The organism is Leucobacter sp. cx-328, from assembly GCF_014530035.1.
GTDB lineage: Bacteria > Actinomycetota > Actinomycetes > Actinomycetales > Microbacteriaceae > Leucobacter.
This window is the reverse complement of record NZ_JACVMX010000006.1, coordinates 123,235-147,262: the sequence shown is the minus strand read 5'-3', so window position 1 is coordinate 147,262 and position 24,028 is coordinate 123,235. Positions and strand designations below refer to the sequence as shown.

17 protein-coding genes and 1 other RNA gene are annotated in these 24,028 nt (G+C 61.4%); 2 read left to right on the top strand and 16 right to left on the bottom strand.

Annotation, left to right across the window (positions count from 1 at the left end; genetic code table 11):
• Nucleotides 1–2 precede the first annotated feature (2 nt).
• The 12 genes from recR to ICL81_RS09220 form a co-directional block, all read right to left on the bottom strand.
• Complete coding sequence (recR, locus tag ICL81_RS09275) at nucleotides 3–605, bottom strand: recombination mediator RecR (protein ID WP_188034603.1); 603 nt, start codon at nucleotides 603–605, stop codon at nucleotides 3–5.
• A gap of 3 nt (nucleotides 606–608) precedes the next feature.
• Nucleotides 609–3,758 carry a DNA polymerase III subunit gamma and tau gene (locus ICL81_RS09270; protein ID WP_188034627.1) on the bottom strand — a complete coding sequence of 1,050 codons (3,150 nt, stop codon included), beginning with the start codon at nucleotides 3,756–3,758 and terminating at the stop codon, nucleotides 609–611.
• 84 nt (nucleotides 3,759–3,842) lie between these two features.
• The gene (locus tag ICL81_RS09265; RefSeq protein ID WP_188034602.1) at nucleotides 3,843–4,973 is read right to left on the bottom strand and encodes a hypothetical protein; all 1,131 of its coding nucleotides are present in this window, start codon (nucleotides 4,971–4,973) and stop codon (nucleotides 3,843–3,845) included.
• Nucleotides 4,974–5,017: 44 nt separating this feature from the next.
• Complete coding sequence (locus ICL81_RS09260) at nucleotides 5,018–5,845, bottom strand: nitrilase-related carbon-nitrogen hydrolase (protein ID WP_188034601.1); 828 nt, start codon at nucleotides 5,843–5,845, stop codon at nucleotides 5,018–5,020.
• Between the two features lie 102 nt (nucleotides 5,846–5,947).
• Nucleotides 5,948–7,147 carry an acetate/propionate family kinase gene (locus tag ICL81_RS09255; protein ID WP_188034626.1) on the bottom strand — a complete coding sequence of 400 codons (1,200 nt, stop codon included), beginning with the start codon at nucleotides 7,145–7,147 and terminating at the stop codon, nucleotides 5,948–5,950.
• 8 nt (nucleotides 7,148–7,155) lie between these two features.
• Nucleotides 7,156–9,279 (bottom strand): phosphate acetyltransferase, encoded by a 2,124-nt coding sequence (gene pta / locus ICL81_RS09250; protein ID WP_188034600.1) that lies wholly within the window; start codon nucleotides 9,277–9,279, stop codon nucleotides 7,156–7,158.
• A 405-nt stretch (nucleotides 9,280–9,684) separates the two neighbouring features.
• Nucleotides 9,685–9,781, bottom strand: an RNA gene (gene ffs, locus ICL81_RS09245) — signal recognition particle sRNA small type.
• 27 nt (nucleotides 9,782–9,808) lie between these two features.
• Nucleotides 9,809–11,794: an ABC transporter ATP-binding protein gene (locus ICL81_RS09240; protein WP_188034599.1), complete on the bottom strand. Its 1,986-nt coding sequence runs from the start codon at nucleotides 11,792–11,794 to the stop codon at nucleotides 9,809–9,811.
• On the bottom strand, nucleotides 11,794–13,530 hold the full coding sequence (locus ICL81_RS09235; RefSeq protein ID WP_188034598.1) for an ABC transporter ATP-binding protein: 1,737 nt from the start codon (nucleotides 13,528–13,530) through the stop codon (nucleotides 11,794–11,796). The genes ICL81_RS09240 and ICL81_RS09235 overlap by 1 nt, the downstream gene beginning before the upstream one ends.
• A gap of 177 nt (nucleotides 13,531–13,707) precedes the next feature.
• On the bottom strand, nucleotides 13,708–14,085 hold the full coding sequence (gene rplL / locus ICL81_RS09230; protein WP_188023076.1) for a 50S ribosomal protein L7/L12: 378 nt from the start codon (nucleotides 14,083–14,085) through the stop codon (nucleotides 13,708–13,710).
• Between the two features lie 79 nt (nucleotides 14,086–14,164).
• Nucleotides 14,165–14,674 (bottom strand): 50S ribosomal protein L10, encoded by a 510-nt coding sequence (gene rplJ, locus ICL81_RS09225; RefSeq protein WP_188023077.1) that lies wholly within the window; start codon nucleotides 14,672–14,674, stop codon nucleotides 14,165–14,167.
• Nucleotides 14,675–14,954: 280 nt separating this feature from the next.
• On the bottom strand, nucleotides 14,955–15,677 hold the full coding sequence (locus ICL81_RS09220) for a response regulator transcription factor (protein WP_215394782.1): 723 nt from the start codon (nucleotides 15,675–15,677) through the stop codon (nucleotides 14,955–14,957).
• A gap of 123 nt (nucleotides 15,678–15,800) precedes the next feature.
• Here ICL81_RS09220 and ICL81_RS09215 point away from each other — a divergent pair, with 123 nt between their 5' ends.
• On the top strand, nucleotides 15,801–16,391 hold the full coding sequence (locus ICL81_RS09215; protein WP_188034596.1) for a YqaJ viral recombinase family protein: 591 nt from the start codon (nucleotides 15,801–15,803) through the stop codon (nucleotides 16,389–16,391).
• A 37-nt stretch (nucleotides 16,392–16,428) separates the two neighbouring features.
• On the opposite strand, the gene ICL81_RS09210 is transcribed toward ICL81_RS09215, so the two are convergent.
• Nucleotides 16,429–17,214, bottom strand: coding sequence for a PH domain-containing protein (locus tag ICL81_RS09210; protein ID WP_188034595.1), 786 nt, complete (start codon nucleotides 17,212–17,214; stop codon nucleotides 16,429–16,431).
• A 70-nt stretch (nucleotides 17,215–17,284) separates the two neighbouring features.
• Here ICL81_RS09210 and ICL81_RS09205 point away from each other — a divergent pair, with 70 nt between their 5' ends.
• On the top strand, nucleotides 17,285–18,349 hold the full coding sequence (locus tag ICL81_RS09205; protein WP_188034594.1) for a hypothetical protein: 1,065 nt from the start codon (nucleotides 17,285–17,287) through the stop codon (nucleotides 18,347–18,349).
• Nucleotides 18,350–18,740: 391 nt separating this feature from the next.
• On the opposite strand, the gene ICL81_RS09200 is transcribed toward ICL81_RS09205, so the two are convergent.
• The 3 genes from ICL81_RS09200 to ICL81_RS09190 all read right to left on the bottom strand — a co-directional run bounded on the left by ICL81_RS09200 (nucleotide 18,741) and on the right by ICL81_RS09190 (nucleotide 23,966).
• Complete coding sequence (locus tag ICL81_RS09200) at nucleotides 18,741–21,266, bottom strand: ATP-binding cassette domain-containing protein (protein ID WP_188034593.1); 2,526 nt, start codon at nucleotides 21,264–21,266, stop codon at nucleotides 18,741–18,743.
• A complete protein-coding gene (locus tag ICL81_RS09195) occupies nucleotides 21,266–22,225 on the bottom strand; it encodes an ABC transporter permease (RefSeq protein WP_223160655.1) in 960 nt (319 codons plus the stop codon). Before ICL81_RS09195 ends, ICL81_RS09200 begins: the two co-directional genes overlap by 1 nt.
• A gap of 175 nt (nucleotides 22,226–22,400) precedes the next feature.
• On the bottom strand, nucleotides 22,401–23,966 hold the full coding sequence (locus ICL81_RS09190; RefSeq protein WP_188034592.1) for an ABC transporter substrate-binding protein: 1,566 nt from the start codon (nucleotides 23,964–23,966) through the stop codon (nucleotides 22,401–22,403).
• Nucleotides 23,967–24,028: the final 62 nt, after the last annotated feature.

Genomic DNA, 24,028 nt, shown 5'->3' with positions numbered 1-24,028 from the left:
AATTATGCGTCTCCGAGTACGCGACGGCCCTCAAATGCGCGGCCAAGCGTCACTTCATCAGCAAATTCCAGATCCCCACCAACCGGCAAGCCGGACGCAAGGCGGGACACAGGAACTTCCATGCTGGACAGCAGTCGAGACAAATATGCCGCGGTCGCTTCACCCTCAAGGTTCGGATCTGTCGCGAGAATGACTTCCTTGATCTGGGTATCACCGAGTCGGCGCATCAGCGCGGGAATACTGAGGTCATCAGGCCCGATGCCATCGATCGGGCTGATCGCGCCGCCGAGCACGTGATAGAGCCCACGGAACTGGCGGGTGCGTTCGATCGCGACGACGTCCTTGGGTTCTTCAACGACGCAGATGAGTGTCTGGTCACGCTTGGGATCGCTGCAAATTGAGCAGCGCTCGCTCTCGGTGATATTGCCGCAGAGTTCGCAGAAGCGTACGCGCTCGCGCACGGTGCTGAGGAGTTCTGCGAGACGGGTCACGTCAAAGCTCTGCGTCTGCAGAATGTGGAAGGCGATTCGTTGCGCTGACTTTGGTCCGATGCCGGGGAGGCGTCCGAACTCATCAATGAGGTCCTGCACGATTGCGTCGTACATGCGTTACCTTTCGGCTCGGTTCGGAAGCTCGCGCTCCTCAAGGAAAATGGCGCCAAGCACCTCGCGTACGACGGCTTCGCCATAGCGGGTGAATGACGGCGCTGACTTGCTGCGCGGCGCCTCGGCAGGCGCGTCTGCTGCTGCGTTTGCTGCTGGTGCGGGCGTTGCCGCCTCGGTATTCACAGTTGGCGGATCCGCCTGCGCGGGTGCCGATGCAACTGGCTCGGCGGGTGCGGCCGATGCGGGGGTGGCAGAAGCAGTTGCCGTAGTTGACGCGTCAGCCACTGGGGTCTTTGGCTTCGCGTGGGCAGCGAATGCCGCGAGACGGGCGGCGATTGCAGTGTCGGCCGCTTGCGATGCCGGGGTTGACTCGGTCGAGTCGGCTGGCTGCTGGCGATCCGCTTCGGGATCGTTTTCGGTAACCTGCGAGGACATGCCTGCGTAGGGGTCCGAGTACGGATCTTCATCTTCGTCAGGGAAGTACGGCTCGTAGTCATCTGCCGGGTCACCCGGTGCGGCGGGAGCCGCGGGTGCGACAGGCTCAGCCTTCTCCTCTACGACGGGCTCGGCCGACTCGGGCTCAGGCTTAGGCGCCATGACCGGCTCGACAATGGGCTCGGACTCAACAACGGGTTCTGGCGTCACAACTGGCGCCGGGGCTTCTGCAACCGCAGGCTCAGCGACGACCGGCTGGGGCTCCATTGCGGGAACCTCGACCGGAGCCGGCGGCGCAATGGGAGCCTGCTGCGCAACAACGGGCCGCTCTTGGACAGGGACCGGAGGCTCCGCTTGCACGGGAGCAATGGGCGCTGCCTCTGCGACGGGCGCTGCTGGCACTGCGGGTGCCGCAGGGGTCAGCGGAGCAATCGCTCCTGGCTTGGGTGCCGGGGGCTGCGGATCCGCCCACGCGGGTGCAGCGAGCGCCGGGCCGAGCGCGTTCAGGCGCGCGGAGATCCGGTCGGCGGTTGGGTCAGGCTTCGGCGCTGAGCCAGCTCGGTGAGGCTCCTCAGGAGCAGAGCCCGCGGGCTCTGCTGGAGATGCGGGAGCCGCCGCTTCCCGTACGGCAGCCTGCGGCTGCAGCTGAGTCGGCTTGTACTTCACGCGGATGCCAACAGCCTCGAAGATTGCTTCGCGGAGCGGGCCCGCGCCTGCCGACTTGAACACTGCGAGGTCGGAGCGCGATGCGACACCGAGCTCAAGCACATCGCCCGTCAGGGAGAGCGGCTGGACCGGTCGAACCGCATTCCAAGCGTCACGGTTCTGCTCAAGAATTTCTTCGAGCAGATCACTCCAGACTTCCTGCAGATCAGAGATGTCGGGCTCGCCGGTCTCTTCAAGCTCTGCGCCTTCGGCGTCTGCCATCGGTGCTGCAGGGGTGGGAGCAGCGGCGGGCGGCACCTGGTGCTGTGTCGGCTGCTGCGGAGCCTGGGGCTGCTGCGGAGCCTGGGGCTGCTGCGGAGCCTGGGGCTGCTGCACAGGAGCTGCAGCCTGTGGCTGTGCCTCGGGCTTCGGCTGTGAGGGCTTGATCGGCTCGGTACCGATGCTCTCGATCTGTGCCGCACTGAGCACGTCTGAGATCGGGCGACCGAACTTCGCAGCACCCTCGTTCGGATGCGGCTGAGTGCGCTGGCCCGCGGGAACCTGGGCAGTAGGCGTCTGCGGCTGGCGCTCCTGGGGAGCAGGAGCCGCCTGAGGCTGCGCCGGTGCCTGAGGCTGCAAAGGAGCGACCGGAACCTGCTGCGTCGGAGCGGCCGGAACCTGGGCGGGCTTGTCGCTTTCGCGCAGGAATTCGCGGATCGAGGCCGCCGTCTGCGCGGCGTTCGGAACAGCGGCGGGCTGCTGCGGAACCTGAGCAGGAGCGGGAGCCGACTGCTGCGGCGGCTGCTGCTGCGCGACCGGCTGAGCGGGCGCGGGCGTCTGGGATACCGGACGCTGCTGAGCGGCAGGAGCCTGCGCTGCCGGAGCCTGGCGCTGTTGCACGGGTGCAACAGCTGCGGGTGCAGCAGGCGCTGCCGAAACCCCAGCACCACCGTCATGTGTTCCCATGCCGACAAGCGCGCGGGCGATCATGAGCTCAAGCTGCAACTTCGGAGTGGTCACGCCACTCATCTGGTCGAGGGCAGCTGCCACCGTGTCTGCAAGCGCTGAAAGCTCAGCTGCGCCAAAGACGCGAGCCTGCTCGAACATGCGCGCGAGCTGATCTTGCGGAACACCGCGGAACACCGCCGTCGCACCATCAATATTGGTCGCGTTCACGACGATGAGGTCACGCAGACGCTCAAGCAGATCTTCGACAAAACGACGCGGATCTTGCCCCGTCTGCACCACGCGGTCGACCGCGTAAAACGCAGCACGAGCATCGCGCTGACCGAGCGCAGTAACGACGTCGTCGAGCACCTCGGCGCTCGTGAAGCCGAGCAAACCGGCAGCACGTTCAGCAAGCACGAGGTTGCCCTCAGAACCGGCAATGAGCTGGTCAAGAATTGAGAGCGTATCGCGCACTGATCCGCCGCCAGAGCGAACGACGAGCGGCAGCACGCCTGGCTCAACCTGCACGCCTTCGCTGTCGCACAGCTGCTGCACGTAATCAACAAGTGTGCCGGGTGCAATCAGGCGGAACGGGTAGTGGTGCGTACGGGAGCGGATCGTCCCGATCACCTTTTCAGGCTCAGTGGTCGCAAAGATGAACTTCACGTGGGGCGGCGGCTCTTCAACGATCTTGAGCAGGGCGTTGAAACCACCAGCGGTAACCATGTGGGCCTCATCAATGATGAAGATCTTGTAGCGATCACGCGCGGGAGCAAATACTGCTCGCTCACGCAGATCTCGTGCGTCATCGACGCCACCGTGGCTCGCGGCATCGATCTCGACAACATCGAGCGAGCCACCGCCGCCGCGGCTAAGCTCAACACAGCTTGGGCAGGTGCCACACGGAGTGTCTGTCGGGCCCTGCGCGCAGTTCAGGCAGCGCGCGAGAATGCGCGCCGACGTCGTCTTGCCGCAACCGCGGGGACCGCTGAACAAGTACGCATGCCCGATGCGCCCAGTGCGCAGCGCAGTCATAAGCGGATCAGTCACCTGGGACTGACCGATCATCTCGGCGAAATTCTCGGGCCGGTACCGACGATAAAGAGCTGCAACCACGAAGTCCATGCTACCTGGGGCCACTGACATTGAGACGTGTACTGCGCGATTCTTGTCAGGACAACTGCGATGTCACAGCCTCAACACGGGCAGCTACCAACGATCAATAAACCAGAAAATGATGTTTGGTAACGCGACAAGTACCGCTCCAAACAGCAAGAACAGGAACACCCACACGATGCCAGAACGGTGGGCAAGTCGTTGCCCGCCTGCAGCAACCTGCGTCCGCGGGTAGGCAGCGCGCGGATCGGAATACGTCTGCGCCTGGTGTTCGAGTTCTGCCCCGAACAACTCAGCGAACCGCAGCAGGGCAGTGATCTCAGCCTGGTCATGACGTTTTCCGACTTTTCCTGACGCGACGATCATTCGATCTTCGACAATCTCGATGTCCCACCTACTGCCAGTATCAATGAGGCAGGCCATCACGTCAGGTGTGAAGAGCTCCAGCGCGTCGCGCTCGTACCCTGCCGGGACATACACCGTGAAGTGCTTGTCGAAATCGCCCTCAAAACTCATTGGCTTCACAACTGGTGAAAACTGACGAAGCTTTCCGTTCCGACGTGAATCCACCACGATGTGCGGTAGGTCCCGTGGCAGCCGCAGCGCCAAGTACCTAAATTTCTGACGGGGCCCCTGCCGGTCCCCCTTCTTCCCGTTGTAGTTTGCGATCGCAACCTGGAGGTCTGGATCGTACGCTAGTCCACCTTGCCAAACAACGAACGAAGATCGGAACAGAGACGGCTCCTCATACGGGTCTTGCTGGCGAATCTGTGTTGCGCGCCGACGATGCGACATCTGCACAGCGGTAGGCGACTCGGCAAACATCACCCCAGCTCTTGGAGGGGTGAATCCGAAGCGAGACATGGTCAGACCGTGAGCTTCGGCGAATCGGCGGATCGCGATTTCACGACGAACATCACTCGGCCTCGACACACAAATTGAGCCGAACATGACCAACGCAATGGTGATCCACGGCAATGCAATGCACAGCAGCGGAAGCACAAAGCTTTCCCAGCCAGGAACATCACGCATAGCGGCCGGCTCCTGGTAGACGAGCGCGGTCAGACAGGCTGCGGCGAGCGCAGCAACTAGGAGGAGCGCCCCAAGCCGCGCTGTGCGGAAAGCGCCAGGATCCGCTTCGCGCACTTCCTGCCACCGCACGCGTGCTGGCCAGGTCGCACGCAAGGCGGAGAGGGAGGTGTCACGTGATGCTCCAGAGTGCATGGGTGCCTTGGTCGTCGAATCGAATGACAGTATTGGAACGTCGACTAGCGCACGTCATAGGTAAGCGAGATGCGCCGGTTCGCAAGAGCAGGGAGCGCCGAGCGCGCATGTTCAACAGCACCAGCCGTCACATCTGCGACAACGATGCCCGGTTCACGCGGGCCTAGACCGGCGACGACCCCGCCGAGCGGATCAACGATTCGGCTGAGTCCCGTGGTGGCAGTGTTTCGCGATCCGCCGCCAACGGCACCGCAGGCGACGACCCACTGCACGTTCTCCAATGCGCGGGTGCGAGTGAGCATGTCCCAATGGTCTTCCTTGCCAGGGCCTGAGGCCCATGCGGCAGCGAGCAGTGTGACCTGTGCTCCGCGCTCGCTCAGGCTACGGAATAGCTCGGGGAATCGTACGTCGTAGCAATTGGCGAGGCCGACCCGCAACCGCTCCCCCGCATGTTCGATTTCAAACACCGGCGGCAGCTCCTCGCCAGCGCGCGTGTGCTCGGCCTCGCTCGCTGCGAACGCGACATAGAGGTGCAGCTTGCGGTAGCGGGCCAGCTCGCCACCATCTGGGCCGACGGCGAGCATGGTGTTGAAGGGAAGATCCGCGCCCGAGGGCTCGAAGCCAGCGCTCACGACCGTGATCTCGTGCGCGACTGCGATCTCAGCAGTCGCACGCGCGAACGCATCCCACCATTCATCTGCGGCTGCAACGAGCGACTCAGCCGTCACGGACTGCAGCAGCATCATCGTCTGCTCAGGGAACAGCACGACCTGCGCACCCTGCGCAGCGGCCTCGGCTGCCCGCTCACGCATCTGCGCGATGTTCGCGGCAGGATCGGTTGACGGGGTGAGCTGAATGGCGGCGATCCTCATGGCTGCGATTCTGCCGTAATTGGGTGGGAAGCGCGAGCGCCGGAATGCACAACGGCGGCGAGCGCGTGCATCGCGCCAGTCGCCGTCATGACGTCAATCGGATTACAGATGTGCAACAAGCTGCTGCGTCTGCCGCGCGATCTCGGTCTCCTCATCGGTAGGTACGACGAGCACACGTACGCGCGATGCGTCCGTGCTGATGACGCGCGGTCCGCTAACGTCTGCCCAGTTACGCTCGTTGTCGAGTTCGATGCCGAACCATTCGAGCCCTGCACAGATACGCTCGCGCAGGTCAGGAGCGTTTTCCCCGACGCCGGCGGTGAACACGATGGTGTCGGCGCCGCCGAGATCGACGAGGAAGCCCCCGAGGTATTCGCGGATTCGCTTCGTGTAGACCTCAATCGCCAGCTCTGCCGCAGCCTCACCGGCAGCAGCCCCAGCACGAATGTCGCGGAAGTCGTTCGAGCCTGCAAGCCCAAGCCACCCAGAGCGCTTGTTCAGCAGCTCATCGAGATCGTCAACACTCATGCCGCGACGCAGCATGTGCAACATCGCGCCCGGGTCGATGTTGCCCGAACGAGTGCCCATGACGAGGCCTTCAAGCGGGGTGAGTCCCATGCTCGTATCGACTGACTTGCCAGCGTTGATCGCGCACGCCGACGCACCGTTGCCGAGGTGCAGGATGATCTGCTTCAGCGATTCGACGGGCTCGCCGATGAATTCGGCGGTGCGGCGTGAGACGACCTGGTACGAGATGCCGTGGAATCCGTAGCGTCGAATACCGTGCTCGCGCGCAGCTTCGCGGTCAATCGCGTACGTGTACGAGGCCGCGGGCATCGTCTGGTGGAACGCGGTGTCGAACACAGCAACGTGCGGCAGGTCGGGCAGCACATGGCGTGCGGCCATGATTGCTGCATAGTGACCTGGGTTGTGCAGGGGCGCAAGCTCGGCAAGCGCGAGAATGCGCTCGGCAACGTGATCGTCAATGAGGGTCGGCTCGATGAACTCGTTGCCGCCCTGCACCACGCGGTGCCCCACAGCAACAATGCCGAGCTCCTTGATCGGAGTGCCAGCTTCGGCAAACGCTTCAACCACAGCGCGGCAGCCCTCGGTATGGTCGTTGATCGGAAATTCGCGCTCGATCGTAGTCTCGCCAGCAGTGTGGCGGATCTGCCCAGCATCGCCGCCGATACGTTCGACGAGCCCGTTCGCGAGGCGCGCGCCCGTTGCTGGATCTACAAGCTGGTACTTGATCGACGAAGACCCGGCGTTGAGCACCAGAATCTTGGCGGAATCGGTCATGTTCGTGTTCACACGGCCTCCGGGCTGGCGGCCATGCCGGCCTGCACAGCAGTAATCGCAACGGTATTGAGAATGTCTTCGACCGTCGCACCACGCGACAGGTCATTTACGGGCTTGTTCAGGCCCTGCAGCACGGGGCCGACAGCTACTGCGCCAGCCGAGCGTTGCACAGCCTTGTACGTGTTGTTGCCGGTGTTCAAATCAGGGAACACAAAGACCGTCGCACGGCCAGCAACCTCAGAGCCGGGGAGCTTCGACGCACCTGTCGCGGGATCTGCCGCAGCGTCGTACTGAATCGGACCTTCGAGCAGCAGATCGGGACGCGTTGCCTGCGCGATCTCGGTTGCCTGGCGCACCTTGTCGACGCCCGAGCCAGAGCCTGAGGCACCGGTCGAGTACGACAGCATCGCTACGCGCGGTTCAACACCGAACTCCGCAGCGGTCTCTGCCGACGACAGTGCGATGCTCGCTAGCTGCTCAGCGGTGGGGTCTGGGTTCACAGCACAGTCGCCGTAGACGAGCACGCGGTCGGCAAGCAGCATGAAGAACACGCTCGAGACCACCGAGACGCCCGGCTTGGTCTTCACAAACTCGAGGCTCGGGCGGATGGTGTTTGCCGTCGTGTTCGCAGCACCAGACACCATGCCGTCTGCGTCTCCCAGATGCACCATCATGGTTCCGAAGTAACTGTGGTCTGCCATGCGCTCGAACGCCTGCTCAAGGTCGATGCCCTTGTGTGCGCGGAGCTTCGCGTACTCCGTTGCATACGCGTCAAGACGCGGACTCGTCTTGGGATTCACGACGGCTGCGCCCTCGATCGCCAGGCCGAGCTCGGCACCGCGCTTCCGTACGGCGTCTTCATCGCCCAAGATGGTGAGGCGCACAGTACCGCGCGACAGGAGCGTGCTCGCGGCGCGCAAAATACGGTCATCGCTGCCCTCGGGAAGCACGATGTGTGCGTTCGCTTCGGCAGCTCGTTTGAAGAGATCGTAGGTAAACATCGCGGGGGTCTGCACGCCACCGCGATGCAGGCTCAGGCGCTCACGCAACAGGTTGCGGTCAACATGCGCGCGGAAGTTTGCGAGCACCGTATCGAACTTGCGGGGCGAGTCTTCGGTGAGCACACCGCGGGTGTTCGAGATCCGCTGCACGGTATCGAAAGTACCAAGATCGGTGCGGATCACGGGAAGCGTTGAATTGATGCCATCGAGCAAAAGCGAGACCGACTCTGGCAGCTCAAAGTCACCGTTCAGCACGACCGCGCCGATGGTCGGGAACGTGGGGCTCTCATGCGCCATCGTGACAGCAAGCAACAGTTCCGAGCGGTCTGCCGCAAGCACCACTACCGAGCCCTCGATCAGACGGGGAAGCGTGTTCGGCATCGACATGCCAGCGACAACCGCATGCGTGGCCTCGCGAGCGAGCAGATCAGTGCTGCCGCGCTCAAGGCGGCCGCCAACGGCGGTCATGATTTCGGAAACCTGCGGAGCAACCAGCAGAATCTCCTCCGGCAGAACCCATACGGGTGCACCCTCGGGAACGATGCGCGCGACCTCATCGCGGATCTCGTCAAGTTTGTCGGAATCCGCACGATTCACGATCGTTGCAAGCAGGGTCGCATGCTCGGCGTGCAGCTCGTGGATTCCCAACTCAGCAACGAGCGAAAGTTCTGCCGCAGAACGGGCGACAGATTGGCCCAGCACGGCAATCGAAGACGGCTGACGTCCGCCGATGACGAGCAGCACGGGCGTATCGAGGTTCGCTGCGATACGCGCGTTCACCGCGAGCTCGGTCGGCGAAGCGACGTCACTGTAATCGGAGCCGACAACGATGACTGCGTCGCACTCGCGCTGCATCGCACGGTACGCGGCGACGATGCGCGCCATCGATGCTTCTGGCTTCGAGTTGAGCTCTTCGTAAGTCACACCTACGCAGGCCTCATAGGGCAGGTTTGCCGTTGCGCGTTCTCGGAGAAGCTCGAGCACACGATCGGGCATCGAGGCTGAACGAATGACGGGACGGAACACTCCAACGCGCGCGGCCTTCGACAGGAGGGTCTCCAACACACCGAGCGCTACTGCGCTCTTACCAGTGTGGCCCTCGGCTGAAGTCAGGTAAATGCTTGCTGCCATGACCCCACTCTAGCTAGCTCAGAAGCCTGGCATGGCGCGATTTCTCGACATCGAAACAACGTTGATTCGACGTCAAACTATTCTGAGAAAAATGCATGGGTACACATAGGGACACGCAAGCCGGTTCATTTGGTCGTGATTTCGCGCGGATTTCTGGGGTTTTCACGGCGCAGACCCCCGTTTCGATCAGGTGGATCGTCGGCCGAGGCCAGCTTTCGAGGGAAACGCGTTGGCGCGGGCATCAAATTCTTCTTTTCTGCACCCAACCCGACGAAAATGGGTCATTCTCCCCAAAAGAGGGCTTTCATGCGCAAAGAACGGGCTTTCTCGGGAGAAAGGTCCGGTTTCGACAGGTTAGCCCTCGCGCGCGACGCTGCCCGAAAGCCCTCGTAAACACACGGAGACACAAAAGACCCCTCATGCACCTGACAGAGCCCGGCTACCCTTGCTTCGTTTCCGACCTGGGGGAGTTTACCGAGATGCCACCACATGAGGGGCTTCTTGTATTCTAGCGGATCACTTCATGAAATCAGGAACCGGGCGAAACTTCGGGTGAGTTGTCAGTGTCGGCACTCGTCGCCGAGCCCGCCACAGCGTCTTCGCCCTCGTGATTGCCGTCGTCTTCTTCCTCATCCGTGCCAGCGAACTGTGCCATGTGCAGCGCAGCGTATGCGCCACCGCGTGCGAGCAGCTCCTCGTGGGTGCCCTGCTCGACGATGCGGCCAGATTCCATCATGAGGATCGTATCCGCATCGCGAATCGTCGAAAGACGGTGTGCAATGACGAACGAGGTGCGGTCCTGGCGCAGCGTCTGCATAGCCTTCTGCACCAGTACCTCGGTACGAGTATCAACCGACGACGTCGCCTCGTCAAGGATGAGCAGCGACGGGCGGGCGATGAACGCACGCGCGATCGTCAGCAGCTGACGCTCACCAGCAGAGAGCGACGAACCATTCTCATCAATCACCGTGTCATAGCCCTCTGGCAGCTGGCGCACGAAGCGATCCACCATGGTCGCCTGTGCCGCTTCAATGACTTCGTCATCGGTGGCGTCGAGTCGACCGTAGCGAATGTTCTCGCGAATGGTGCCCTTGAACAAGAACGCATCCTGCAGCACCATACCGACATGACCGCGCAACTCAGCACGCGACAGGTCGGTGATGTCGACGCCGTCGAGGGTGATCCGCCCACCATCAAGTTCGTAAAAACGCATGATGAGATTCACGAGCGTGGTCTTGCCGGCGCCGGTCGGGCCGACGATCGCGACGGTGTTGCCCGGCTCCGCTTCGAGCGAGAGATCCTGGATGAGTGGGGTCTCAGGTGCGTAGCCGAATGAGACACCTTCGAAGACCACGCGACCGCTGGTGCGATCGGGAAGATGGGTCTTTGCCGATGCCTCGCTGTCGGGAGCTTCTTCCTCTGCATCCATGAGCTCGAACGTGCGCTCTGCCGAGGCAATGCCAGACTGCATCATGTTTGCGAGACCAGCCATCTCGCCGAGCGGCTGCGAGAACTCACGCGAGTACTGAATAAACGCCGTCACATCACCGAGGGTGAGCTGACCTGCGGTCACGCGCAGCGCACCGACCACGGCGATGAGGACGTAGCAGAGGTAAGAAACGAACTGCATCGACGGCATGATCGAGCCAGAGAGAGCCTGCGCCTTGAACGCCGAGGTGTAGAGACGCTCATTGCGCTCGTCGAAGAGCTCGACCATCTCGCGGTCACGGTTGAAGATACGCACGAGTTCGTGGCCCGTGAACGATTCTTCGATGTGGCCGTTGAGCTCGCCCGTGCTCTTCCACTGCGTTGCGAACAGCTTCTGGGCGCGCACACCAACGATGCCAGCAATGATGCCTGACAGCGGGAGGGCGATCAGTGCGATCAGTGCGAGCTGCCACGAGACGATGAACATCATCGCGATGATGCCAACCACCGTCAGGAACGAGCTGACCAGCTGTGAGAAGCCCTGCTGCAGCGCCTGCTGAATGTTATCGACGTCGTTCGTCACGCGCGACAACACGTCACCGCGCTGCTGCTTGTCGAAGTAGCTCAGCGGCAAGCGGTTGAGTTTTTCCTCGATGTCTTGGCGCAGCTTGAAGACGATCCGCATGACCAGACCGTTCAGAATGTAGCCTTGCAGCCACATCAGGAAGGATGAGACGAGATACAGCGCGAGCACCAACAAAATCAGGCGCGAAAGGTGCCCAAAGTCGATAGTGCCGCCCATGACGCCGTTAAAGATGACGTCCATTGCTTGGCCGAGTACCTTCGGCGCGATAACCGTGAGGGCAACCGACCCAACCACGAGCAAGACCACGAACATGAACGTGAACTTCTCTGGGCCGAGCAGGCCAAAGAGTCGCTTCGCAGACGGCCAGAAGTGCTTTGCCTTCTTTGCCGATGCGTTTCCGAACATGTCGCCATCAAGCTCACCGGGGGTGAACTCTTCTTCGATAGTTTCTGTCTGCTCAGTTTCAACTACGGCTGACTGAGTTCGTGACTTTTTTGCCATTACTCTGCTCCTGCCGTATCCATCTGAGAAGCGACGATCTGCTGGTAAATCTCGTGAGATTCAAGCAGCTCGTCGTGGGTGCCACGGCCAACGAGTTCGCCGTCTTCGAGGACGAGGATCTGGTCTGCATCCATGATCGAAGACACACGCTGAGCCACAATAATGCGGGTTGCGCCACTCGTTGCCTCAGGCAAGGCTGCGCGCAAACGCGCGTCGGTTGCGACGTCGAGCGCCGAGAACGAATCGTCGAAGAGGTACGCGCGGGGCTTTGCCACAAGCGCACGGGCAATCGAAAGTCGCTGCCGCTGACCGCCAGATACGCTCGTGCCGCCCTGCGATACAGGTTCTTCGAGGCCGAGTTCTTTGTCGCGCACGAAGTCTTCACTCTGCGCGACGCGGAGCGCCGCCCACAGATCTTCTTCGGTCGCTTCGGCATCACCGAACCGCAGATTCGACGCAATCGTTCCCTTAAACAGGTAGGGACGCTGCGGCACCAGGCTCATCGCCTGTGCCAGCTGGGCGCGAGTGAGCTGATTGAGGGGTTGGCCATCGACGCGGATCGCTCCCTGCTGCGGATCGAACAGTCGCAGCGCGAGATTGAGCAAGGTCGTCTTACCAGAGCCGGTCGAACCGATGATGGCGGTCGTCTGCCCGGGCTCTGCGACGAAGCTGACGTTTTTAATGACCGGCTTCTCAGCTCCGGGGAAACCGAAGGTCACGCCGTCAAACTCAATGCGACCATTCGTCGGCGTTGCCACCAGGTCTGTCTCGGGGAACTCAAGCGACGGCTTGGTATCAAGCAGCTCGCGAATTCGCTCAGCGCAGACCACCGCACGCGGAATCATCATGGTCATGAAGACACCCATCATGACTGCCGCAAGAATCTGGAGGAGGTACTGAAGGAATGCCGTGAGCGATCCCACCTGCACGTCGCCTGCTTCTACTCGGTGGCCGCCGAACCACAGCACTGCAGCAGTCGCGAGGTGGAGGACCATCATGATGATCGGGAACATCAGGACGAAGATGTTGCCAACCTTCACCGAAACCTGAGTGATGCGGTCATTCGCACCGCGATAACGCTCGGCTTCAAAGTCTTCACGGACAAACGCACGCACGACGCGGATACCCATGATCTGCTCACGCAGAACCGAGTTAATGTCGTCGACGCGGTCCTGCATCGTTCGGAACAGAGGCAGCAGGAGCCACACCAGGAAACTCACGATGAGGGCGAGCAAGCTCACAGAGACCCAGACCAGCCACGACATGCCTGCGTCTTCACGCAGCGCCATGATGATGCCACCGATGCACATGATCGGTGCCGACACCATAAAGTTCAGGGTCATCAGCACGAGCATCTGCACCTGCTGGACGTCGTTCGTACCGCGAGTAATCAGCGTGCCCGCACCAAAAGACGTGGTCTCGAGTGTTGAAAGCGAGTCAACCTTGCGATATACCTCGCGGCGCAGATCGCGGCCAACACCCATCGCTGTCAGTGAGCCAAACACCACCGCGGCAACCGCGGCGAAAACCTGAGCCAGAGCGATGACGAGCATGAACCCGCCGGTACTCCAGATGTAGTCGGTGTCACCCTGGACGATACCGACATCAATGATCTTTGCGTTCAGGCTGGGAAGCCAGAGACCGCAAATAGTAGACACCAGCTGCAACACAACAACGAGCGCTATTAACCACCAATAGCGCTTTGCATGCTTCAGCGTGAGTGAGAGGAGAGCCAACGTGCACCTTTCGAGAACTCACAAAACGAGGTTTCGCACGTTTGCCAAGACGCAAGAAACAGAGTGGGCAAGTCTAACATTCTGAAGCTGTATTCGAACAGGACGGAAGGAGACAAAAAAGAACGGGGCCACCCGAAGGTGACCCCGTTCCGAAGTATCGCTAAAGTGCGAAAAAACTTAGACGAGCTTTACGCCAGCGCCAGCCTCTTCGAGCTTCTTCTTTGCGTCTTCAGCAGCTTCCTTGTTAGCGCCCTCGAGGACAGCCTTGGGAGCTTCCTCAACGAGTGCCTTTGCCTCGCCGAGGCCCAGGCTGGTGAGCTCGCGCACAACCTTGATGACCTGGATCTTCTTGTCGCCAACGTTGTCGAGGATGACGTCGAACTCGTCCTTCTCCTCAACAGCCTCAGCAGCTGCAGCGGGTGCTGCAGCAACTGCGACGGGAGCAGCAGCCGAAACGTCGAAGGTCTCCTCGAAAGCCTTTACGAACTCCGAGAGCTCGATGAGGGTGAGCTCCTTGAACTGTGCGAGCAACTCTTCAGTCGAAAGCTTAGCCATTTGTATCTCCTTGATGTTTGCCCCCTCCACTCAGTGAAAGAGGCTGATTCTTTAAATGCGGATCCGGCGAGAGCCGAATTTACGCGTCCTGCTTCTCCTGCAGCGCACCGAGGCCGCGAGCGACCTTGGCGGGCAGTGCGTTGAACAGCTGTGCAGCACCGACCAGAGCAGCCTGCATAGCGCCTGCGGCCTTCGCCAGCAGAACCTCGCGGCTCTCGAGATCGGCAAGCTTGCCTACCTCAGCGGCAGTAAGGGCGTTTCCGTCAAAGAAGCCGGCCTTTACTACCAAAAGAGGGTGTGCCTTGGCGAAGTCACGCATTGCCTTTGCGACTGCGACGGTGTCACCGTGAACGAAAGCGAGTGCCGAAGGACCGGCAAGCTCGTCATCGAACGCAGTGATTCCGGCGTTGTTAGCCGCAATCTTGGTCAGCGTGTTCTTCGCCACAGCGTACGTCGCGTGCTCGCGGATGCTGTTACGGAGTTCACCCATCTCAGCAACCGAGAGACCGCGGTACTCAGTCAGCAGAACGGCACTCGACTCTTCAAACTTGCGCTGAAGATCGGCAACCGTAGCGTCCTTTGTAGCCATGGCGCTCCCTTAGTTGTTGTCTCCAACCAACGGACGTTGGTCGGTGGCCGCGCCGCACGAAACTTCTCTAAAAACAAGAAAAAGCTCCGGCGCGCATGCACGGAGCTTCACTGAGAGAAGTTACTCAAGGAATATCTGTACCTGCGCTGGTTTCTGCAGAAGCAGACATTACGGAAATCAGTGAAGATTTCTACCGGCGGTCTTGGGCCGTGGAATAGCCTAACACAGAAAACACCCCCGCCGGTAAGCGGGGGTGTTTTCTGTGCGTCGGGCTTGCCGATTAGGCAGCTGGCTTCAGCATGTAGCCAGCACCGCGAACGGTGTGGATCATCGTAGGGCGACCGGTGTCGATCTTCTTGCGAAGGTACGAAATGTACAGCTCAACAACGGTGGGCTTGCCCTTGAAGTCGTATGCCCAAACACGATCGAGGATCTGCGCCTTCGACAGCACGCGTCCCACATTGCGCATCAGGTAACGGAGCAGCTCATACTCGGTGCTCGTGAGGGTGATGATTTCGCCACCACGCTCCACCTCGTAGCTGTCTTCATTCAAAGTGAGGTCACCAACCTGCAAGAGCGCAGCGGGGCCACCGGTAGCGCCCATGCGCGCACGGCGCACGAGGCCACGGAGGCGAGCGAGCAGCTCTTCGAGGCTGAATGGCTTGACGACGTAATCGTCGCCACCTGCGGTCAGGCCAGTTACGCGATCTTCCACTGCGTCAAGCGCGGTCAGGAAGAGCACGGGGAACAGCGCGCCGGATTCACGAACCCGGGTCAGCAGCTGCAGGCCATCCATATCGGGGAGCATGATGTCGAATACTGCAACATCAGGCTTGAAGGTCGACGCCAGTTCAAGTGCTTCCGCTGCGTTCGAGGCCGTTGCTACTTCCCAGCCTTCGTAACGGAGCGCCATAGCAATGAGCTGCGTGATCGACGCTTCGTCATCTACTACGAGTGCGCGAACCCGTGTATCAGGGTCGCTTATCAAATTATCGGTGGACATGTCAATATACTCTCTCATCACACTGAAGAGTCGCTGAATATACAATGAGTACTACAAGAGGCTCTTGAGACCCAATAACGCTACAAAGCAACTCTGAATACTAACAGTGAACGACGTGCCACAATGGACGTCGTGTCTGGTCTCCCGTACTCCAATCGAATCGTGACAGACGGCACGGATCGTGCAGCCTGGTTCCAAGCCCGTAGCCGTGGCGTCACCGCAACCGATGTCGCAAAGCTCTCTACTCCGCGTTCAATCCAAAACGCGGCGCAGGAAAAGCTCTACGGCAGCAGCTTCCGCGGCAACGCATTCACGGAACATGGCAACCTCCGAGAGCCGGTCATCGCAGACTGGGTGCTTCGTGAATACGGTATTGCGCCTAGCCAGGCACTTTTCCATGCTGAGTATGATTTACGCCACCTCGCGACGCCGGATGGCCTAGTTGAGCGGGAAAGTGGCCGTCTTGAGCTTGCTGAGATCAAAACTACGAACAAGCTGTGGAGAACCATTCCGCGAAACTACATGCGCCAAATCTGGTGGCAGCAGTATGTGCTCGGCGCCGAACGCACGCTCATGGTGTGGGAGCGGCACGAGAACTTTGTCCCCGTCGGCGACCCCGAAATCCGATGGGTCGATCGCGACGAATCGGAAATCGAAAAGCTTGTCGGACTCGCTGGTGAGCTAATTGATGTCCTCATCCAAAGAACCACATAGCAGCATCATTGAGACTCATTTCGAGTCAAAAAGTTTTTTATTGGAAGAACGATTTGGGCGTGTCGTTCGCGGTATTTCCACTCAAAGACTGATCAAGATTTGCAAAACTCTCTTCAGAAAGAATTTGCACTGCACGGCGGATTTCTTCAATCCCGGGCAAGTCGCTGAACTTTCGAGTCTCAGCCCCCACCGAAAGCAAGAGATCGCCAGAGCCCCAGACTCGCTGGCCGAGATGCTGCTTCGTTCGCACATCACGAACTCGCGAAAGCGAAACATCGCTCCGTGTACGAACGAACAGGCCGTGACTTTCAATAAGACGCTCTGTCGTTACGGTGACGCGACGATTCAGCCACGCGAAGATCGGCAACAGGCCAAACAACACCGCGATAACGATCGCTCCTACACCTGCCAGCACGTTCTGCCAGGTCTCGTCTAGTCCGCCAACGAAGAAGCCGGCGAGCGCTGCAACCACGATCAGCACGAGAATCGGAAACAGCAAGCGGCGACCGTGACGGCGCAGGCGCATGATGACCTGTTCTGAACCGCCGACGGGAGCTGGGCGTCCAGGAGCACCATTCTGCTGCAGCTGTTCCCAGGTCTGCCCCGCACCTGGCTGGGATGCCGGCTGTTCGCTGCTGGACTGCTCGAAGACGGGATCCGCGCCCCGACGACCGCGACCGAACCGACGTTTTGCCGGGACGTGATCGCCAGGAATCACGGTCGTTTCGGGGAGAACCGTGGTGTGCGCAGACGTCCCGCTCTCACCCGGCGCAAGAGAGCCTGCGTTCGGGTCAGCGTAATCGGGCGAAGAAGACTGGCGCATGTTCCCATTGTGCCGGATAGTCTGGGATACAAGCACCTTGCGTTTACATCCTCGGCGAAAGGCGACCAGCATGGCTTCCAAAACAGGCGACGTTTCAGGGAACGAAGAGCCACGCTTCGATCCTGCACAGCATGCTCCTGCGGAGGGCGAGTCACTCACCGTGCCGGAAGATGTGAGCGAAGATGTAACGCAGTTTGATCGGCCGTATTCGACCGACGATCTCTATGCGACCGGGGTTCCCTCGCTTGAGGATCTGTTCGCCGATGCCGCCGCGGAGACCGCTGAGTCGATGCCGGAGGCAGCTGCGGCCGCCTGGGGCGATGGCGTCAATACGGGCGCGGATCCGGCAGCGTCACATGTGACTTCTGCAGGCGGCGATGACGACGGCAAGGGCCCGCTGCTTCCGGCTGGTCTGCTGCCAGCGGTACCCGCTCCCCCAAAGCGGCGCCTTCCGTGGGTGTGGATCGCCGCGGCTGTTGTGGTGTTGCTCGGCATTGGTGCTGGCGCGATTGCAGTGAGTGCGCGCGCAGGTGCTCCAGCCGGCGAGGCCACCTCTGAGCAAGACACCAAGAGTGAAGGCACAGCCGGCAAACAGAAAGACAGCAGCACCGACAAAGATTCGGATGACGCAGAGAAGACCACACCAGCGGCGATCGTACTACCTGAGTGTGCGCAGTTGAACCCCCTCGCGCAGAAGAGCACCGATGAGATGCTCGGCAAGGGGTGGGAAGTCAACAACGGCGAAGCGGCCTTCGGCACTCACGACACTGATGTCTTCATCGGTGATTCAACACGAGCGGCGCTTGGAAAAGCTACGCAAATTCGCGGCTGCCAGTATGCGTTCCATTTGGAGTCTGGCACGCGTCTCATAGCGGCTGAAGTGCCAGACGATGCGCGCGATGAGCTCATCGCTGTCATGGCGGCAGATTCGGAGATCACGCAGGGCACCATTGGCAAGGCGAAACTCTTCACTTGGGAGGAATATGTGCCTGAGGGCCATATGCCTTACCGCTTCACCGCTCACATTTTCCTCGACAACGCGTGGGTGCTGATCATCACGAGTCAGAAATTCGAGGAGCAGATTCAGGCTGCCTACGACAGCCTGGCTGCCGCGAACCCAGGGCTTGGCGAGTAGGCGGATCCTTTGGTGGGCCTCGGTCTAGCCTCGGCCTCTGCGTCTGCGTCTGCCCCAGTCCCTGTCTCGGCGACGCCCCAACCCCGCGAGATGGGTAGTTCCTCACGAGAAGGTGCCTTTCATACGTATGAAAGGGGCTGATTCGAAAGAACGGGCCTGTTTCGACGGGTTACCCCGAGCCGACACGCTCAAGTGTGCGACCGCTGGGCACAGTTCAGCTCGACGGGGCCCTGGAGTGATCAGAAATGGCCGCCCGGCCACAGGCCGGCCCGTTCCTATCCATGGCAGACCTTAAGATGAGGTGGTTTGAGGGCCAGTCTCAGCCAACCGCTTCCACCAGCCAACCGCCAGCCTTAGCCAACCGCCTGCACCGGCGTACCGGCGCAGCGCCCTAGCCCCGCGGCAACACCGGCACTGCTGCAAGCAGCTCTCGACCGTACGCGGTGCGCGGGCCAGCGAAGAACTCTTCGCCGCCGCTCTCGACAATCGCGCCGTTCTGCATCACGAGCACCCGCGAGCAGATCTCTCGCACAACGGCAAGGTCGTGCGAGACGAAGACCATCGTGAGGCCACGCTCGAGTCGCAACCGTTCGAGCAGCGCAAGAATGCCGGCCTGCACCGAGACGTCAAGGGCACTCGTCGCCTCATCAGCGACGAGCACCTCTGGTTCGACGGCGAGCGCGCGAGCAATTGCGACGCGTTGCCGCTGACCGCCGGAGATCTCATGCGGATAGGCGCCAGCGATGGCACTGTCGAGTCCGACTTCGGCGAGCAGCGAAATGGCACGGGCCCGTGCCTGCGCGCGGTTGAGCCGCTCTCCGGTCTCTCGGCCACGGAGCTGCACTAGCTCAATGAGTACTGAGCCAACGGTGAGCCGAGGGTTGAGCGCGGCCGCGGGATCTTGTGGGACGAGCTGCACGTGCGGGTTCGCAGCACGGATGCGTGCGCGACCGGCCATACCCGGATCGATCACCCCGGCAGCGCCGCAGAAGGTCACGCGCCCAGCGCTCAGCGGCAGCTCCCCGACGAGCGCACGCGCGACGGTCGTCTTTCCGGAGCCTGATTCGCCGACGAGACCAATGACCTCGCCGCGTTTGAGTGCAAAGTTGATGTGGCCCGCGCCGATCTCGGCGCCGTACTTCACGGTGAGGTCGGCGACAGTGAGCACGGTCTCGGCCGCCGGGTCAATCGGCACTGGCGATGCTGAGCCGTCGGGAACTGCCGCGAGCAGCTCTTGTGTGTAGGCCGCCTGTGGTCGCGAGATGACCTCGGCGAGCGTACCCTCTTCGACAATGTCACCGCCGTACATGACGGCGATCCGGTCACAGACGTCTGCGACGACTGCGAGGTCGTGCGAGACGAAGACGAGCGTGAGGCCGCGTTCACGGCGGAGTTCTGTGAGCAACGCAAGCACTTCGCGCTGCACGGTGACGTCAAGCGCGGTCGTCGGCTCATCACACAGCAGTACCGCCGGATCGCCCGCGAGCGCAATTGCGATCACGATGCGCTGTCGCTGACCGCCGGAAAGCTCGTGCGGGAACGACCGCGCAATGCGGTCTTCGTCTGGGAGCTGCACCGCCGCAAGGAGTTCGCGGGTGCGGGCTGCCGGATCCGCCGCCCCGGCCGCCTTGCAGGCGGCAAGCACCTGCGAGCCAACGCGCGCGAGCGGATCGAGCGCGGTCGCCGGGTCTTGGAACACCATGCCGATCGGCCCACCCACCGACACCTCAATACGATCGGTCGGCAGCTTCGTGTGCATCGCACCAAATTCGACACCGACCGGCAGGAGCCCGAGGATCGCCCGCAGCGTCAGACTCTTGCCTGAGCCGGACTCCCCCACGATGCCGAGCGCTTCGCCCGCCTGCAGCTCGATGTTGATGCCCGTCGCACCACCAATAATCGGGGCACCCGTCGCCGACGATGCCACCCGCAGATCGCGCACGCGCACGTGACCACGCGCGACCGGCTCGGACACCACGCCTGCGCATCGAATGGGCGCGTGCGCCGAGCGGGGTGGGGCCTGCCTGATCCGCATTGCGTCGCCGATACCGTCTCCAAGCAGTGACAGTGAAATGCCGGTAATCACCACTGCGAGACCAGGCAGCGTCGACAACCACCAGTGCGTCGTGACGAAGGCCTGGCCGTCAGCGATCATTGTTCCCCAGTCGGGCGTCGGCGGCTGAATACCAAGGCCGAGGTACCCAAGAGTCACGATCGCAACCATGATGAGGATAATCTCGGTCGTCAGCAGCACGATCGCCTGCGGGAGCACGTTGGGCAGGATATGGCGGGTCAGCACACGTACATCGCTCAACCCAGCCCCGCGGGCTGCCCGCACCCAGCCAAGTTGGCGCTGGGACGCAGTCATGGCGCGGATCACGCGCGCATACCCCACCCAACCCACAACAGCGAAGGCAACGATGATGCCCTTTGGCCCTGCCCCGACCGCGAAGACGAGCGCAATGACCATGACGTAAAAGGGGAATGCAATTACGGTGTCGGTGACGCGCGAGATTACCCAGTCGGTTGCGTGACCGAAATATCCGGCGAGCAAGCCAGCGGTGACTCCGATGATGAAGGGTGCAATCGCAGCGCTCACCGCAATGCCAAGGTCTACCCGGGCCGCGTACAGCACACGCGAGAGCATGTCGCGGCCGAGCTGGTCAGTGCCGAACCAGTGTGCGGCAGACGGTGGTTGCAGCCCAGCACTGAGGTCTTGCGTAACGGGGTCATAGGGCGCCAACGCGGGAGCAAAAATTGCAATTGCAATGATGCAGAGTGTGAGCAACGCACCGGCAACAAATGCGGGCGACGCGAGTGCCCGCGCGGGACGTGACTGGCGCACGCGATGTGGGCTCGGGGTGCTTGGCAGCGCGGAGCTCGGCAGACCGGAGCCTGGCAGTGTTTCGTTACTCATCACCGGCCTCCTTGAGAGCCCCGCAGGCGCGGATCAATGAGTGCAGACAGCACGCCGGCGATGAGACCGATGAATACGACAAACACGGCGCAGTACAGCGCGATGCCTTGCACGACCGGGAAGTCGCGCGAACTAATCGATTGGAACAGCAGCGTGCCGAGACCATTGATGCCGAAGACCTTCTCTACTACGAGGGTCCCACCGACCAGCGCTGCGGTGTTCACGCTCAGCAGGTTCAGGGTCGGGACCGCGGCGTTCCGCAGCACGTGCTTCCAGGTGATGGTGCGTTCGGGAACGCGAGCCACACGAAGCATCGTGACGAACTCCATTGACATGGCTTCGAGTAACTGTGCGCGCAGGGAGCGGATCAGCGGCGGCGCCATCCCTAGCGCCACGGCGAGCGCGGGGAGCACGAGGCTCCGCAGCGGGTCGCCGGGGCCGTTACCGACGCCGCCGACAGGGAACCAGCCAAGGTTCACCGCGAAGACCAGGATGAGAATGAGGCCGATCCAGAAGAGGGGCATGCCCATCGTGATCGTCGGAAGCACACGCACCACGTGATCGACCATCTTGCCTTGCCGTTTTGCTGCGGCAAGCGCGAGGGGCACCGCTATCAACAGCGCAAAGAGCACCGCAAGGCCAACGATGCCAAAGCTCACTGGAGCGCGGCTCAGCACGAGTTCACGAGTTGACACCCCAGTTACGAGCGAGGCGCCGGTGTCGCCCTGGGTAAACAGGTGGCCAATGAATGACAGGTACTGCTGCCAAAGTGGCAGGTTTAGGCCGAGCTCGGTGCGGAGTGCGGCAAGTTGTTCATCTGTCGCGCGCTCCCCCAGGATCATCACTGCGGGATCGCCTGGCACGATCCGCAATAACAAGAAGACGGCCGTCACGACTCCGAACATGACTGGGACAAGGATCGCGAGTGTGCGACCCACTGAACGAAGTCCCTGTTGCATGCCCTCAATCCTATTTTGTTTCGTACCTAAGTGAGCGGGGCGGCCGGGCCCTGTGGAGAACAGCGAAAAGGGGCGGATCGCGATCACTCGCAACCCACCCCAGATCTGGGAGCCCGCACACGAACGGGCTCGGTTTCACGCGGCAACACCGCCGCATCTCACACTCCGCGCGCGATTACTCTGAGAGCCACGCATCCTGGAAGCGGACGCTGCCGTTCGGCAGAACGACAAAGTCATTGACCTTACTCGTGGTCCCCTTGAGGTTCGACGCGAAGTACAACGGAATGTACGGTGCATCATCTGCGAGGATCTGCTGAATCTCCTCATAGATCTTCTGGCGCTCGGGGCCGTCAGCGGTCGTACGACCCTCATGCATGAGCTTCGTCACGTCATCGTTCGTGTAGCTCGTCCAGAACGACTGGCTGAAGCCCTCGGGGTCGGCCTGGAAGGTCACGAGACCGTTGGGGTCGGGTGCATCCGACTGACCCGAGTTGATCATGAGGTCGTAGTCGAACGCCTTGAAACGCTCACGGAAGGTCGCAATATCTACCTGATCGATTTCGATCGTGATGCCGATCTTGGCAGCCGACTCCTGGACAATCTGCGCGATCTGGCTGCGCTGCGCGTTGCCGCTCGGGATGAGGAGCTTCGCAGTGAAGCCGTCAGGGTATGCCGAGGCTGCGAGATCCGCCTTCGCCGCATCGACGTCATACGCGAGTGCGACGCCGGGATCCGCGGCCGAATATTCAATGGTCGGCGGGATCAGCGAGGTCGCTGCGTGCGAGGTGCCGAAGGTGGTTGCCTTCGCGATGCCTTCGAGGTCAAGGGTCTGCGCGATTGCGCGGCGAACATTGCGGTCAGCAAACTCAGACTTCTTGGTATTGAAGAAGATCTGCTCGATCGCCCACGAGTCGCTCTGCGAGAGCGCGGTCGACGCGTTCGATTTCACTGACTCCGCGTTGGCCGCTGGAATCTGCTCGATCGCGTCAAGCTGGCCAGCGGTCAGCTGCTGCAGCTGCTGGTTGTCGTCTGCCACGAACTTGTAGACGAGTGAGTCAATGGCGGGCTTGCCGTCCTGCCAGTAGTGCTCGTTCTTCACGAAAGTAAGGTCGCCAGCGGGATCCCACTCACTCACAACGAACGGTCCGGTGCCGACGGGAGCTTTGAAGAACTCTTCCTCGGTCTTGCCGCCGAAGTCAGCGGGAGCGATGCCTGCCGCGAAGTTTGCGAGCTCCGAAAGGAACGGAGTGTACGGCGTATCGAGCGTGATGGCGACCTGGTTGTCACCCTTGGCTACGACATCAGCGACCGGGGCCGTGAACGCGAGCGGACCAGGAACCTCGATGTGGCGCTTGAGCGAGAAGACCACATCAGCCGGAGTGACATCAGTGCCATCCGAGAACTGCACGCCATCGCGCAGAGTGAACGTGTAGGTCTTACCGTCTTCCGAGATCTCGTGGCTCTCGGCGAGCCAATCGACGATCTCGCCGGTCTCGGTGAACGACACGAGCGGTTCGAAGATCTTGTCAATCGCGAAGGCATTGTTTGCGGTGATCTGCGTGTGGAGATCGAGATTGTCCACGGGTGCGAGACGTCCATAGGTAAGTGTGCCACCGGCGGTGGGGGCAGGCTCGGCGGATCCAGCACACCCGGTCAGGGTGAGCGCCGCGGCGAGTGCTGCGGCGGGCAGGGCCAGGCCGAGACGGCGCGCAGTGCGGCGGGTAAAGCTTGAACGGTACATGGCTCCAAGCTACGCCCCACTGATTCAGTGGACCAATGTGGCGCCTCACGGGTAGACCATCA